This is a genomic window from Halomonas sp. BC04 (genome assembly GCF_000568385.1).
This window is the reverse complement of the sequence record NZ_AZQX01000341.1, coordinates 1-11,403: the sequence shown is the minus strand read 5'-3', so window position 1 is coordinate 11,403 and position 11,403 is coordinate 1. Positions and strand designations below refer to the sequence as shown.

At 62.7% G+C, this 11,403-nt stretch carries 13 protein-coding genes and 2 pseudogenes; 5 read left to right on the top strand and 10 right to left on the bottom strand.

Features of this window, described 5'->3' with window-relative positions:
* The 9 genes from Q427_RS22805 to Q427_RS22770 all read right to left on the bottom strand — a co-directional run.
* Window positions 1-724, bottom strand: a 724-nt coding sequence (locus Q427_RS22805) for an LpxL/LpxP family acyltransferase (protein WP_043517507.1), incomplete at its 3' end; no start/stop codon positions are given.
* Window positions 721-1,383, bottom strand: coding sequence for a glycosyltransferase family 2 protein (locus Q427_RS22800; protein WP_231613870.1), 663 nt, complete (start codon window positions 1,381-1,383; stop codon window positions 721-723). The genes Q427_RS22805 and Q427_RS22800, both read right to left, overlap by 4 nt.
* Before the next feature lie 90 nt (window positions 1,384-1,473).
* The gene (locus Q427_RS34670; RefSeq protein WP_231613869.1) at window positions 1,474-1,818 is read right to left on the bottom strand and encodes an ApeI family dehydratase; all 345 of its coding nucleotides are present in this window, start codon (window positions 1,816-1,818) and stop codon (window positions 1,474-1,476) included.
* Entirely contained in the window at window positions 1,776-3,164 is a 1,389-nt protein-coding gene (locus tag Q427_RS22795) for an AMP-binding protein (RefSeq protein WP_231613868.1), read from the bottom strand. Before Q427_RS22795 ends, Q427_RS34670 begins: the two co-directional genes overlap by 43 nt.
* A 58-nt stretch (window positions 3,165-3,222) precedes the next feature.
* Window positions 3,223-3,696, bottom strand: a complete 474-nt coding sequence (locus Q427_RS22790; protein ID WP_231613867.1) for a hypothetical protein — start codon at window positions 3,694-3,696, stop codon at window positions 3,223-3,225.
* A 3-nt stretch (window positions 3,697-3,699) separates the two neighbouring features.
* Complete coding sequence (locus Q427_RS22785) at window positions 3,700-3,966, bottom strand: acyl carrier protein (protein WP_043517506.1); 267 nt, start codon at window positions 3,964-3,966, stop codon at window positions 3,700-3,702.
* A complete protein-coding gene (locus tag Q427_RS22780) occupies window positions 3,956-4,216 on the bottom strand; it encodes a phosphopantetheine-binding protein (protein WP_043517510.1) in 261 nt (86 codons plus the stop codon). Before Q427_RS22780 ends, Q427_RS22785 begins: the two co-directional genes overlap by 11 nt.
* Window positions 4,197-4,985 carry a lysophospholipid acyltransferase family protein gene (locus Q427_RS22775; protein ID WP_051496618.1) on the bottom strand — a complete coding sequence of 263 codons (789 nt, stop codon included), beginning with the start codon at window positions 4,983-4,985 and terminating at the stop codon, window positions 4,197-4,199. Before Q427_RS22775 ends, Q427_RS22780 begins: the two co-directional genes overlap by 20 nt.
* A complete protein-coding gene (locus Q427_RS22770) occupies window positions 4,982-5,650 on the bottom strand; it encodes a beta-ketoacyl synthase chain length factor (protein ID WP_043517505.1) in 669 nt (222 codons plus the stop codon). Before Q427_RS22770 ends, Q427_RS22775 begins: the two co-directional genes overlap by 4 nt.
* 586 nt (window positions 5,651-6,236) lie before the next feature.
* Between Q427_RS22770 and Q427_RS29330 the strand changes: the two genes are divergently transcribed.
* On the top strand, window positions 6,237-6,608 hold the full coding sequence (locus Q427_RS29330; RefSeq protein ID WP_051496617.1) for a hypothetical protein: 372 nt from the start codon (window positions 6,237-6,239) through the stop codon (window positions 6,606-6,608).
* Between the two features lie 122 nt (window positions 6,609-6,730).
* On the opposite strand, the gene Q427_RS22760 is transcribed toward Q427_RS29330, so the two are convergent.
* Window positions 6,731-7,585 carry a MurR/RpiR family transcriptional regulator gene (locus Q427_RS22760; protein WP_043517502.1) on the bottom strand — a complete coding sequence of 285 codons (855 nt, stop codon included), beginning with the start codon at window positions 7,583-7,585 and terminating at the stop codon, window positions 6,731-6,733.
* A gap of 220 nt (window positions 7,586-7,805) precedes the next feature.
* Here Q427_RS22760 and zwf point away from each other — a divergent pair, with 220 nt between their 5' ends.
* The 4 genes and pseudogenes from zwf to Q427_RS22740 form a co-directional block, all read left to right on the top strand.
* The gene (zwf, locus tag Q427_RS22755; protein ID WP_043517501.1) at window positions 7,806-9,314 is read left to right on the top strand and encodes a glucose-6-phosphate dehydrogenase; all 1,509 of its coding nucleotides are present in this window, start codon (window positions 7,806-7,808) and stop codon (window positions 9,312-9,314) included.
* Between the two features lies 1 nt (window position 9,315).
* Entirely contained in the window at window positions 9,316-9,993 is a 678-nt protein-coding gene (gene pgl / locus Q427_RS22750) for a 6-phosphogluconolactonase (protein WP_043517500.1), read from the top strand.
* 33 nt (window positions 9,994-10,026) lie between these two features.
* Window positions 10,027-10,688 (top strand): annotated as a pseudogene (locus Q427_RS22745) (bifunctional 4-hydroxy-2-oxoglutarate aldolase/2-dehydro-3-deoxy-phosphogluconate aldolase).
* Between the two features lie 434 nt (window positions 10,689-11,122).
* Window positions 11,123-11,403 (top strand): annotated as a pseudogene (locus tag Q427_RS22740) (hypothetical protein); the annotation flags it as partial.

Genomic DNA, 11,403 nt, shown 5'->3' with positions numbered 1-11,403 from the left:
CCAGGGTGTAGAGCGGGCAGCGCAGCAGGGCCGCCAGCCGGAATGGACCCTCGGGGAAGAGCGCCGGGGCACCGAGAAAGTCGAGGCGACGGCTGCGCTCACCGGACAGCGGCAGCCGGTCGGCGGCGATGATCACATAGCCTCCGGCGTGGATGCGCTCGGCGAGAAGCTGGGCGGTGGCCGGGGTGATCTCGCTGACTTCGAGCACCTGGGGGCGGGGGCGCCCGGTGACGCGTTCCAGCAGGGTATTGAACTTGCGCGCATTGCGGGTATGCATCATCACCGTCAGATCGAGGCCTGGATGACGCTCGGCCAGTGCATTGACCACATCGAGATTGCCGTGGTGGGCGACCAGAATCAGGCCGCCCTGTCCGGTCGCGATGGCGGCGCTGAAGCGGGCGATGCCGTTGCCGGCCAGGCGCTCGTCGGCGATATCGCCGCTCCAGGCGGCGACCTTGTCCATCAGGGCATCGGCGAAGGCCAGGAAGTGTCGATAGCCGAGCCACAGCCGCTTGCCAGGGTGTCGGGCAAGAGCGGGGTCGAGGCGCTGCAGGTACGCCTGGGAGGCGCGGCGTGCCGTGCCATGCAGCAGGAAGTACCACAGCATGACCGGCCCCAATAGCACTCGAAAGGGCCAGCGCCCTAGGTGGCGTTGAGTGGCCACCATCAGGCGCATCCCGACGAGGCTACCGCGCTCTCCGATTCGTGCCCAGTGTTGGCTCATGGGCTTGCCTTCACGGGCGTTCTTCGCCATCGACGGGCCAGCAGGCGGGGCAGGCGCAGCAGCATGCCGACGAACAGGCGGGCATGCATGGCGCTGATCTGGCGGTTGTCGCGCCACAGGGCGAAATGGCTCACGCCATCACGTGGATAATGCACCCGCACGGGCAGGTTGCGTAGCGCGCCCCCGGCCCAATGCCAGCGTACCAGCAACTCGGTATCGAAGGTCATGCGGTCGCCGCAGGCGTGTCGGGCCAGCAGCGAATTGAGAGCCGCGATCGGATAGAGCCTGACGCCGCACATCGAGTCGCGGATCTCCCCCGACAGCGTGTTTATCCACACCCAGATATGGGTCGCGTAGCGGCCGTACAGGCGTGCGCGAGGGACGCTGGCATCATAGTGCGGGTAGCCGACCACCAGTGTGTCGGGAGCGCTATCGAGGTATGCCAGGAACGCGGGCAGGTCCTCGCTGGCGTGCTGGCCATCGGCGTCGACCTGCAGGGCATGGGTATAGCCCAACTGCTGAGCTTCCGCGAGCCCGGCACGCACCGCAGCACCCTTGCCGCGGTTGGTGGGAAGGCGCAGCAGATGGTGGCCGGGGTGTGTGGCGAGGCGGTCGAGTTCGGCCGCGCACGCCGCACTGCTGCCGTCGTCCACCAGCACGATCGGCACTCCCAGGCGCTCAGCTCGGTGCAGACCGGACCGATCGTGTCGGGGTGATCGTAAACCGGTACCAGGGCGCAGGGGCGAGGCTCAGGCATGTGGCGCCTCCGATCGAGGTTGCAGGCGGACCCGGCCAGCGCAGTGCCGCCCCTGGTGCGAGTCGAGAACGAAGGCGATGCCCTCCTCGCGACGCGTCAAAGCAAGCGTGAAGCGTGTCCCGGGCTGGAGTGGGCGCTGGAACTTCAGGCGTTCGATACCCTGGAAATCACCCAGTTCGCCGAAGCTCTCGCGGGCCAGCTGAATGGCCCATTGCACCATGACCACACCGGGCACCAGGGGATATTCATCGAAATGGCCTTCGAGGTACGCCAGACGTTCCGGGACCTCGAGAGTCAGGGTGCAGGTCTCGGCGGTCCGGCGATGCTCGCCCAGCAACGTGGGGCCCTGGCATCGTCGAGGTCGGCGAACAGGCGCTTGATCAGGCCGCGATCGAGCTTGCCCTGTGCATTGCAGGGCAGGGCATCGACGCAGCGCCAGTAGCGCGGAATGGCCACCTGCTCCAGGTGTGTCGCCAGGCGTGAGCGCAGGCCCTGTATAAGCCCGTGGCGGGTGGCGTGTTCATGCGGCATGGCGTCGCCATGTGCGGTGATCACCGCCCCCAACCGACCATCGCCGCGACCGAGGTCAATGCAACGTGCATCGATGATCTCAGGGGCCTCGGCCAGGGTACGCTCGACGTAAGCCAGCGAAACGCGCTTGCCGGCGATCTTGACTACGCGATCGGCACGGCCCAACAGCTCGAAGCCGTCGCCCCTGGGCGAGACACGGTCGGGTTGCTGCCACCAGGCGTCGGGTGTTTCGAGAAATGCCGAACGCAGCAGTAGGCGCTCGCTGTCGAATGATAGCCCTACCCCCGGCAGGGGTTGCCAGGTGCTGTCTCGGGCTTGACGTCGCTGGGCGATTCCGCCGGTTTCGGTGCTGCCGTAGATTTCGATCACCGGTGCGCGTAACAGGTGCTCGGCGTGTCGGGCATGTTGTGAGGCGAGGGGCGCTCCGGAAGAGAACACTCGACGTGGTGCGGGATAGTCGGTCCATGGCAGGTGGTCGGGCATGCGCGACAGCTGGGCTGGAGAGCTCACCACCACCGGCGTCAGCCCGGCGCGGCCAACTTCCGCAAGCCGACTGGCAAGCACTTCGGGGTAGCGGCAGTCGTCACCGCAGAAGGGGGCGCCGGTAGAGAGTGGATGCAACACGCCAGCAAGCAGGCCGTAGATATGCTGGTGGCTGACCTGGGAGATCACTGCGCTGTCGGCCAGCGGCCACAGCATGGCATGGGCGGCCAGCTCGGCATCGAGCTGGTCGAAACGCTTGCCCAGGCGCACGGGGTCGCCGGTGGAGCCGGAGGTATACAGCACCACGGCGGTGGCGGCAGGCGATGGCGTGAGAGGCGGTGGCAGGGTGGCGGCGGATGCCTCCGGCGCATCGGGGAGCACGCCGTCGACCTCGGTAGTCAGCCTGGCCAGAGTCTCGGGGCGGTCATCGGCCGGCAGGACAGCGACACGGCCGCTCTCCCACAGCGCTATCAACGCGGCACAGAAGGCGTCGGGCCGACGCTGGCAGAGCAGCCACCGGTCGCCAGTACGGCCGGCCAGCCAGGCGCGCCAGGCCAGGATGCGTTCGCTCAAGGCACCCGGCATGACCCAGCCGGGTGGCAGCCCGGGAAGGGACGCGTCGTGGACAGGGCGCCGCCAGGGTGCCTGGCTCAGGGCGATGAATGTCACGTCGAGGATCTCCGCAATCGCTGGCGCAGCAGCCATTCACCAGCAAACATCAGGCCGATCAGCCATAGCTGATGACGCCGTTGTACAGCGACCATATGGCCAGTTCGGCGTAGAGTGCCGTCCAGGCGGCAATGCCGCCGTTGACGACGAAGAAAACACACCAGGCCCAGGTGACGCGGCGGGTATAGCGTACCCCGGCCGGCGACAGCGCGGGTTCGCGCAGGCGCGCCAGGCGCTCGGCGATTGGCATGGGGCCGCCCAGGCTGGTCAGGAAAATGGCCAGCATGATGGCATTCACGGCGATCGGATAGGCGCGCATGCCGAGTTCGGCATGGCCCAGCCCGCCCACGGTGAGCAGCAGCACCGCGCCAGCGAGAGCCAGGCGGCGAGCCTGGGGCAGGCGCCAGGCGAGCAGGGCCGCGCCGATGGCCAGCAGGGGCCAACTGCCCAGCGTGCCGTGTAGCGCGAACGCCAGGAGCGGCCAGGCCAGCGCGACGAGCATGCCGAGCCACTTGATACCGGGGAGCGACATGGTTCAGCGCTGCATCAGCCGTTCGACGGCATTGACCACGTCGTCGATGGTACGCACCGCCTTGAAGTCGTCGGGGTTGATACGCCGCCCGGTGAACTGTTTGAGCTCGACCACCAGATCCACGGCATCGATGCTGTCGATGTCGAGATCCTCGTAGAGACGGGCTTCGGGTCTGATGTCGTTGGCCTCGAGTTCGAACAGCTCGACCAGGGTCTTGCGCACGTGGTCGAAGACCTCGGCATGACTGGTAGTAGCAGCATCAAGCGACACGGCGGGCCTCCACCAGGGCTTTCAGTGCATTCAGGCTGGCGAAGTGGCGGCGAGTTTCCTCGGCTTCGGCATCCAGTTTGATGCCGAACCGTTTCTGCAGTGCCAGGCCGAGTTCCAGAGCATCAATGGAATCCAGGCCCAGCCCCTCGCCGAACAACGGAGCGTCGGGGTCGATATCGCTGGGGGCAATATCCTCGAGCTCCAGCGTATCGATGATCAGCCGTTTGAGCTCAAGTGACAGTTCTTGCATCTCGTTCATTATGAAATTGTTCCAGTTCCCTGTTGAAGTGATCGCTCAGCCGACGTGTCAGTTGTCTTGCGGCCTGCCCGGTCGGCTGCTGGTTATCGTCGTTGATGGGCAGGTCTTCGAGTACGCGCAGTTCAAGCTGCACCTTGTACCGGGGAATATGGTACCAGGGCTCGCCTTTGGTCAGGGTGGTAGGCTTGCAGCTTATCAGCACCGGGGTGATATCGGTTGCGGTACGCAGGGCGATGTTGGCGCCACCACGCCGAAACTTGATCGGACGCTGTGGAGTGGTGCGGGTGCCTTCCGGGAACAGCACCAGGGAGCTTCCCCTCGCCAGGCTCTTCCTGGCGGCATCGAGTACCGCTTCGGGGTCGCCGTTGGTGATATAGCCCGCTGCCCGGATTGGCCCTCGAGTGAAGGGATTGGTGGCCAGTCGCCCTTTGACGATGCAGTCGGCATGAGGCATGTGGGCCAGCAGGAAGATGACATCGATCAGCGACGGATGGTTGGCCAGTACCAGCAGCCCGGGGCGCTGCAGCCGTTCCTGGCGATCGAAGTGATAATCGAGCACACCAAAAACCTGCATCAGGCCGATGAAAGCCCGGAAGCAGCGCTGGATAAGGCATCTTGCCAGATAATGGCGTCGTTCGTTGTCGCGTACACATACGCTCAACAAGGGAGCGACCACCAGGCCGATGAAAAGGCCGCCGATGCCGAAGGCGATGAAGGAGAGCGCCGTGCCCAGTCCGCGCCACCATCTGTCCAGATTCATTCTGACTCCAACTGCCACCGTTGCCGGCCATCAAGGTAGGAGACATCACCATTCAGCCAGCTAATCACCTCGAGGGGTGTCGGGTGGGCGGTGTGCACCGAGTCAGAGGCCATCAACCGCCGCCCTGGGGTCAGCGTCAGCCGCATGCCGACCGCACAGGCGGTACCGGGATGCTCCGTGCACCCATCGTAGGCCGAAGGAAGGGGGCCTTCCGAAAACACCGCGACAACGGCTTGGTGGCCTTCCACAAGGTAGCCTAAGGCCTCATGCAAGAGGGCATCGAACTCGTCGCCACAGGCTCCCAGTGCCTGGATGGGGCGATGGTGCTGGCGAGCGATGGAGTGTACCCCTAGTACGGCATTGTGTACCGACATGGAAAAGCGTGTCGGTGATAGAGGGTCGCCGAGTTCCAGGGCTTCAAGCATCGATAGGGTATGGGTGGTATCGCCGTGACGGGAAGCATGTACCAGCGGGAAGTCCGAGCCGGGATCGAGGGTGGCGAGGATCTCGCAGGTGGCGCGGCCCGCAGCATCGAGACGGCGACGCAGCATCGCCGGCAGTGCATTGCCCGGCGGAGATAAGATGCGATGTCCAGGCTCGCTGATGGACGTTACCTCATCCGCAAGCCAGCCTCGCCAATCTTCGAGATGTAAGGATCGGTGCATTATTGTCATCTCGGCCAGGCTCGAAGTAGCGCAATGTTAACTTAGTTGAATAGCCAACCCAAATGTGAATTCCGATAGCGGTTGTACAGGTGCTGTATAATATCGAATTATTCTAATGTTATCCTTTCAAGCTTTACCGTGTGGATAAGCTATTGAAAATCCGAAAAAGCTGATATAACGAGGCTGTTGTCGTGACTGGGTCGGAGGGCATGCTTCACAGTAGGTTGCTGGGGGTGAAAGAACTGATGGTCCTTGAGCGGTAGACGCCATTTTAAACTTGAAATTGGGGGCTGTCTTGAAACGAAATAAATATGCAGGAATTGTGGTGGTTGTCTTTCTCATCTTGCTTTCGGGGTGTGCAACGGGTCGAAGTGAAATCTCAGTTTCGGTCCCGGAAGTGAGATCGGGTCAAGATTCTGGTGTTGGGAAAGATGTAGTGATAAGCAATGTGATTGACCGGCGAGCCTTTGAGGAGTCTCCGAGAGAACCAAGCACTCCCTCGCTTGGTTCAGGAGGGGTTGGTCAAGCATCGGATGAGACCAAAGCGAGGGCTGTCGGGAGGAAGCGGAATAGTTATGGCAAGGCGATGGGTGACATTCTGTTGGAAGGCGGGCTGACAGTGGAGGAAGTCGTGCGCAGCAGCCTTTCCGTTGCCCTGCAGCAGGCAGGCTACAATGTTGTCAATGGACTCGCCGAAGCCAGAGATGATGTTTTAATCATGGATGTATATATTGACGAGTTCTGGGCATGGTTCAATCCAGGGTTCTGGGCGATTACGCTAAATACTCGTATTACCACTGACTTGGAGTTGAGTTCTGAGGCAGGCAGTGAGCTAGTAAGCATTCATGCGAAAGAGCGCCGGCAAGTTGCGACTGAGGGGGCGTGGATTGAGATAATCGAAAAGGCACTACAGGATTATAGAGAGGAAGTGGTAATGATGGCTCCACGACTTCTCTGATGGTGCGCGATATGCTGGAAACCCTTAAGTCCTGATGGTAGGAGTGCCCCGGTCAATCCGTATGAGCGGGGCATCCTTGTGCCCGAAGTTTCGGTGAGCTGGATTGCCGGTTGCCGGCCGCGCTAGCCGACCGGGTAGCGCGTTTCCAGCAGGCTGTCCTTGATCTTCTTCAGGTGTGGAAGGAAGTCTTCGCCACGCCGCAGGGTGACACCGGTGGCCAATACGTCGATCAGGGTGAGCTGGATCATTCGCGAGGTCATCGGCATGTAGACATCGGTGTCTTCGGGAGTGGCGACCTCAAGGGTTTCGGTGCACTCCCCGGCCAGCGGTGAGCCGGGTGCGGTGATGCCCAGCACCACGGCGCCGCTCTCCCGGGCCAGCCGCGCGATATCGACCAGTTCACGGGTGCGGCCGGTCCACGAGATCACCACGACCACGTCGCCGGTATGGCAGGCGGCGGCCACCATGCGTTGCATCAACACGTCCACGTAGGAAGTGACCGGCAGGTTGAAGCGGAAGAACTTGTGCTGGGCATCCTGTGCCACCGCTCCCGAGGCACCGAGGCCGAAGAAGTGGATCTGCTTGGCCTGGATCATATAGTCCACTACCCGCTCGATGCGTGCCGGGTCCAGCTCTCGGCTGGCCTCGTCCAGGGCTGCGATGGTGGCGCCAAATATCTTGCCGGTGTATTCGGCGGCGCCGTCGCCAGGCTCCACGGCCTGGCTGACATAGGGCGTGCCCCCTGCGAGGCTCTGGGCTAGCTTGATCTTGAAATCCGGGTAGCCCTTGGCATCGAAGCTGCGACAGAAGCGGTTGACGGTGGGTTCGCTGACCGAGGCAGCCTGTGCCAGGCTGGCGATGCTCAAGCCGGTAGCTCGGGCCGGGTCCGCTAGAATGACGTCCGCGACCTTGCGCTCGGAGCGGTTCAGCTCTTCGAGGCGCTGGCGAATACGCTGGAGCAGGTCGTGATTGGCCATGATGGATCGGGCTCTCCGTGACGGCATGGCGCGGTGCGCCGGGCAGTTGGGTGATGTGGTGATTTTACAACAAGCGGTTTGCTATCCTAGCGCGAACCCTCGTTAGGACGCGAACGGTAGCGATGTTGCGTCCTGTTTTATAGTAATATTACAGAATAAACTTGCCCGATGGTGCTTCCTTGGCGTATTTTTTTAGTAAGTTAACCAGATGGGGGCGTGCATGAACGTACATAAGCGGCTGGAAGACGACAGCCGGGCCGTTATCGACCTGGCACTCTTCGGTGCCTTGGGCGATCTGTCGCTGCGCAAGCTCTATCCAGCACTCTACCATCTGGATCGGGAAGGCCTGCTGCACGACGATACGCGCATCCTTGGGCTCGCACGCCAGGCACTGAAGGTTGAAGGCTTTCGCAAGCGGGTCACCGAAGCACTTCAGACCCACGTCAAGGGCAGCGAGCTGGACCGTAACGTGCTCAAGCGCTTCATGGCCCGTCTCGATTACCTGCAGCTGGACTTCGGCGCTGCCGAAGGCTACCAGGCAATCGGCGAGTGGCGCTCCGCCGTACGCCACGAGACCGTGATTTGCCCATTGGTGGTCTATCTGGCGGTACCGGCGAGCCTTTATGGCGAGATATGCGAGAACCTGCAGGGCAGCGGCAGCCTGGATGAGCTCTCTCGGGTGGTTGTCGAAAAGCCGATTGGCTACGACTACGAGAGTTCCTGCGAGATCAACGATGCCATTGGCTCGGTATTTCCGGAGTCGCGTATCTATCGCATCGATCACTACCTGGGCAAGGAGACAGTCCAGAACCTGATCGCCCTGCGCTTCGCCAATCCCCTGTTTGGCACCCAGTGGAACCAGAATCACGTCTCACACGTCGAGATAACCGTGGCCGAGCAGGTCGGCATCGAGGGGCGCTGGGGCTATTTCGACAAGGCGGGGCAGCTTCGCGACATGGTTCAGAACCACCTGCTGCAGCTGGTCTGCCTGATTGCCATGGATCCACCGGCCAATCTGGATGCCGATGCCATCCGCGACGAAAAGGTCAAGGTGCTCAAGGCGCTGGAGCCGTTCAGCGAGAATGCCCTGGGGCGCGACGTGGTGCGTGGCCAGTACATCGCGGGCTCCATCGAGGGCCAGAGCCTGCCCGGATACCTGGAGGAGGAGGGGGCCAACCAGGAAAGCGAGACCGAGACCTTCGTGGCCATGAAGACCGAGGTTTCCAACTGGCGCTGGGCCGGCGTGCCCTTCTACCTGCGCACCGGCAAGCGCATGCCGGAGAAGCTGTCGCAGATCGTCATTCACTTCCGCCAGCAGCCGCACTATATCTTCGACCCTGACCAGCGCAACCTGGCCGCCAACAAGCTGATCATCCGGCTGCAGCCCGACGAGGGTATCGCCCTGGAAGTGCTGACCAAGGACAGTGGCCTGGACAAGGGAATGCGGCTGCGCCGGGGGCCGCTACACCTGGATTTCGGCAGCGCCTTTCCCAAGGCTCGGATACCCGATGCCTACGAGCGCCTGCTGCTGGAGGTGATGAAGGGACAGCAGTATCTCTTCGTGCGTCGCGACGAGGTCGAGCACGCCTGGCACTGGTGCGATAGCCTGATTGCGGCATGGAAGGCGCTGGGCGATCCCCCCCGGCGCTATCCGGCGGGTTCATGGGGGCCGGTGGCTTCCATTGCCATGATTACCCAGGATGGACGCAGCTGGTATGAGGACTACTGATATGGCGATATCGGATGCCAAGCCCCGTGATCAACTCGCCGAACAGCTCGCCGAAGCGACGGCCGAGGCCCTTAGGCAGGATCTGGCCCGGCAGGAGCGTGTCCTTCTGGTCCTCTCCGGTGGATCGACGCCGGTGCCTTTCTTCCAGGCCCTGGCCGTGCGGGACCTTCCCTGGTCCCGCATCGACGTGACCCTGGCCGACGAACGCTGGGTTTCGGAGAGTGCCGAGGCGAGTAACGCCCGCCTGGTAAGGAAGCATCTGCTGGTAGGCCCGGCCGCATCGGCCAATTTCATTTCACTCATCACCGATGACGAGACGCCCGAGCAGGGCGTCGAGGCGGTTGCCCGCCGCATCGAGGCGCTGAGCTGGCCGGCAAGCCTGGTGGTGCTGGGCATGGGTGGGGATGGCCACACGGCATCGCTGTTTCCCGATAGCCGGGAGCTCGAGCTGGCACTTTCCACCGCGGAGCCCGTCGTCGCCGTGCGTACGCCAAGCCAGGCCCAGGCGCGTATTACCCTCAGCGCAGACCGGCTCCACCAGGCCCATCGGCACATCCTGCACATCACGGGCGGCGACAAGCGCAGCGTGCTGGCCCGTGCGCTGGCCGGTGACGATCTCCGCGAACTCCCCATCCGCGCCTTTCTGTCCTGTCCACTGGCCGTTTACTGGGCCCCTTGATCGTTTCTGGCCGACTTTTTGGAGTGCTTGCTCATGACCATCGAAAAACAGCTTCCCTCTACTCGGACCACCGAGCTCGACAGCATCTGCCTCAAGGCGGAGGTGATCCCGGTGCTGGCCATCGAGCGGTTGGAAGATGCCGTTCCCCTGGGGCGTGCCTGGTGGAGGGTGGCTTGACCGTGCTGGAGGTGACGCTGCGCACCGACTGTGCCCTGGAGGCGATCCGTCGTCTCTGCGAGGCGCTGCCCCAGGCCAGTATCGGCGTGGGTACCGTGCTGACCCCGGCCCAGTACCGCCAGGCCGAGCAGGCCGGCGCCGATTTCGTGGTGACCCCGGGGACCACCGAAGCGCTCTATCGCTATGGCGTGACCAGTCCGGTCCCCATGCTGCCCGGCGTTGCCACCGTCTCCGAGCTGATGACCGGCTGGCAATACGGCTACCGTCGCTTCAAGTTCTTCCCCGCCGAGGCCAGTGGGGGCGTCAAGGCGCTCAAGGCCTTTGCCGGCCCGATACCCGAAGCGCGGTTCTGCCCCACCGGCGGGATCGGCGTGAATAACGCCGAGGACTACCTCGCCCTGAAGAATGTCATGTGCGTGGGCGGCTCCTGGTTGACCCCCAAGTCGTTGATCGAGGCTGAGGACTGGGACGCCATCCGGTCACTGGCTCGCGAAGCCGCCGAGCGCTTCCACCACTGATCATCCTGTAGCTCCGTGCTCTCTCGACAGCCAGCGCTGTCTTTTCACCCGGCCCATTGCAGGCCGGGTTTTTTTCGCCAGTTGGCTTGGGCGAGTGGCCTATGGTCTTTGGCTATGCAAGCGCTGGCCGGTGGCACTCCGCGACGGTAGCGCCTGGGGAATCAGCGTTTCAGGTTGCCGGTCAGGCCCTGAGTCTTGCCAGGTCTGCATGGGTCGGCAGGGCGGCATAGGCGCCGGGACGGGTGACTGCTCTCCAACAGGCCATGCTGGGCTGGTAGTTGGAGCCAGTGTAGTATCCATCCAGTGGGGGTGCGCAAAAAAGTATTACTAGTCGGTACTCTATTGCGTGGAAGCTGGTGTGCTGAAGCCATAAGGTGACAGCACTGGTTGGCTGTACCAACGCCAGTACAAGTACAACAATTCAGGAGAATCCTATGTTGTTTAACCAGCATAAGGTAGCTGCTTTCGCATCCACAGTGGTGCTTGGCAGTGCCATGGCTGCATCGCCACTCAGTGCACAAGAAATCACCATTGCTGTTGCAGAGCAGCCAGAATCGCTCGACAGCTCCCATGCATATATTGCATCCCACTCGACCATTCTACGGAACATGTACGAAGCACTGACCGCTCGTGATCCGGGAACCGGGGACCTGCTGCCGGGTCTGGCAACAGACTGGGAGCAAATTGATGACCACACCTGGCATTTTCATATCAG

Coding starts and splice junctions, on each gene's coding strand:
- Q427_RS22790 (WP_231613867.1), bottom strand. CDS start 3,696: ATGTCGCTCCCCGGTATCAAGTGGCTCGGCATGCTCGTCGCGCTGGCC.
- Q427_RS22780 (WP_043517510.1), bottom strand. CDS start 4,216: ATGCAAGAACTGTCACTTGAGCTCAAACGGCTGATCATCGATACGCTG.
- Q427_RS22775 (WP_051496618.1), bottom strand. CDS start 4,985: ATGAATCTGGACAGATGGTGGCGCGGACTGGGCACGGCGCTCTCCTTC.
- Q427_RS22770 (WP_043517505.1), bottom strand. CDS start 5,650: ATGCACCGATCCTTACATCTCGAAGATTGGCGAGGCTGGCTTGCGGAT.
- Q427_RS29330 (WP_051496617.1), top strand. CDS start 6,237: ATGGGTGACATTCTGTTGGAAGGCGGGCTGACAGTGGAGGAAGTCGTG.
- Q427_RS22760 (WP_043517502.1), bottom strand. CDS start 7,585: ATGGCCAATCACGACCTGCTCCAGCGTATTCGCCAGCGCCTCGAAGAG.
- zwf (WP_043517501.1), top strand. CDS start 7,806: ATGAACGTACATAAGCGGCTGGAAGACGACAGCCGGGCCGTTATCGAC.
- pgl (WP_043517500.1), top strand. CDS start 9,316: ATGGCGATATCGGATGCCAAGCCCCGTGATCAACTCGCCGAACAGCTC.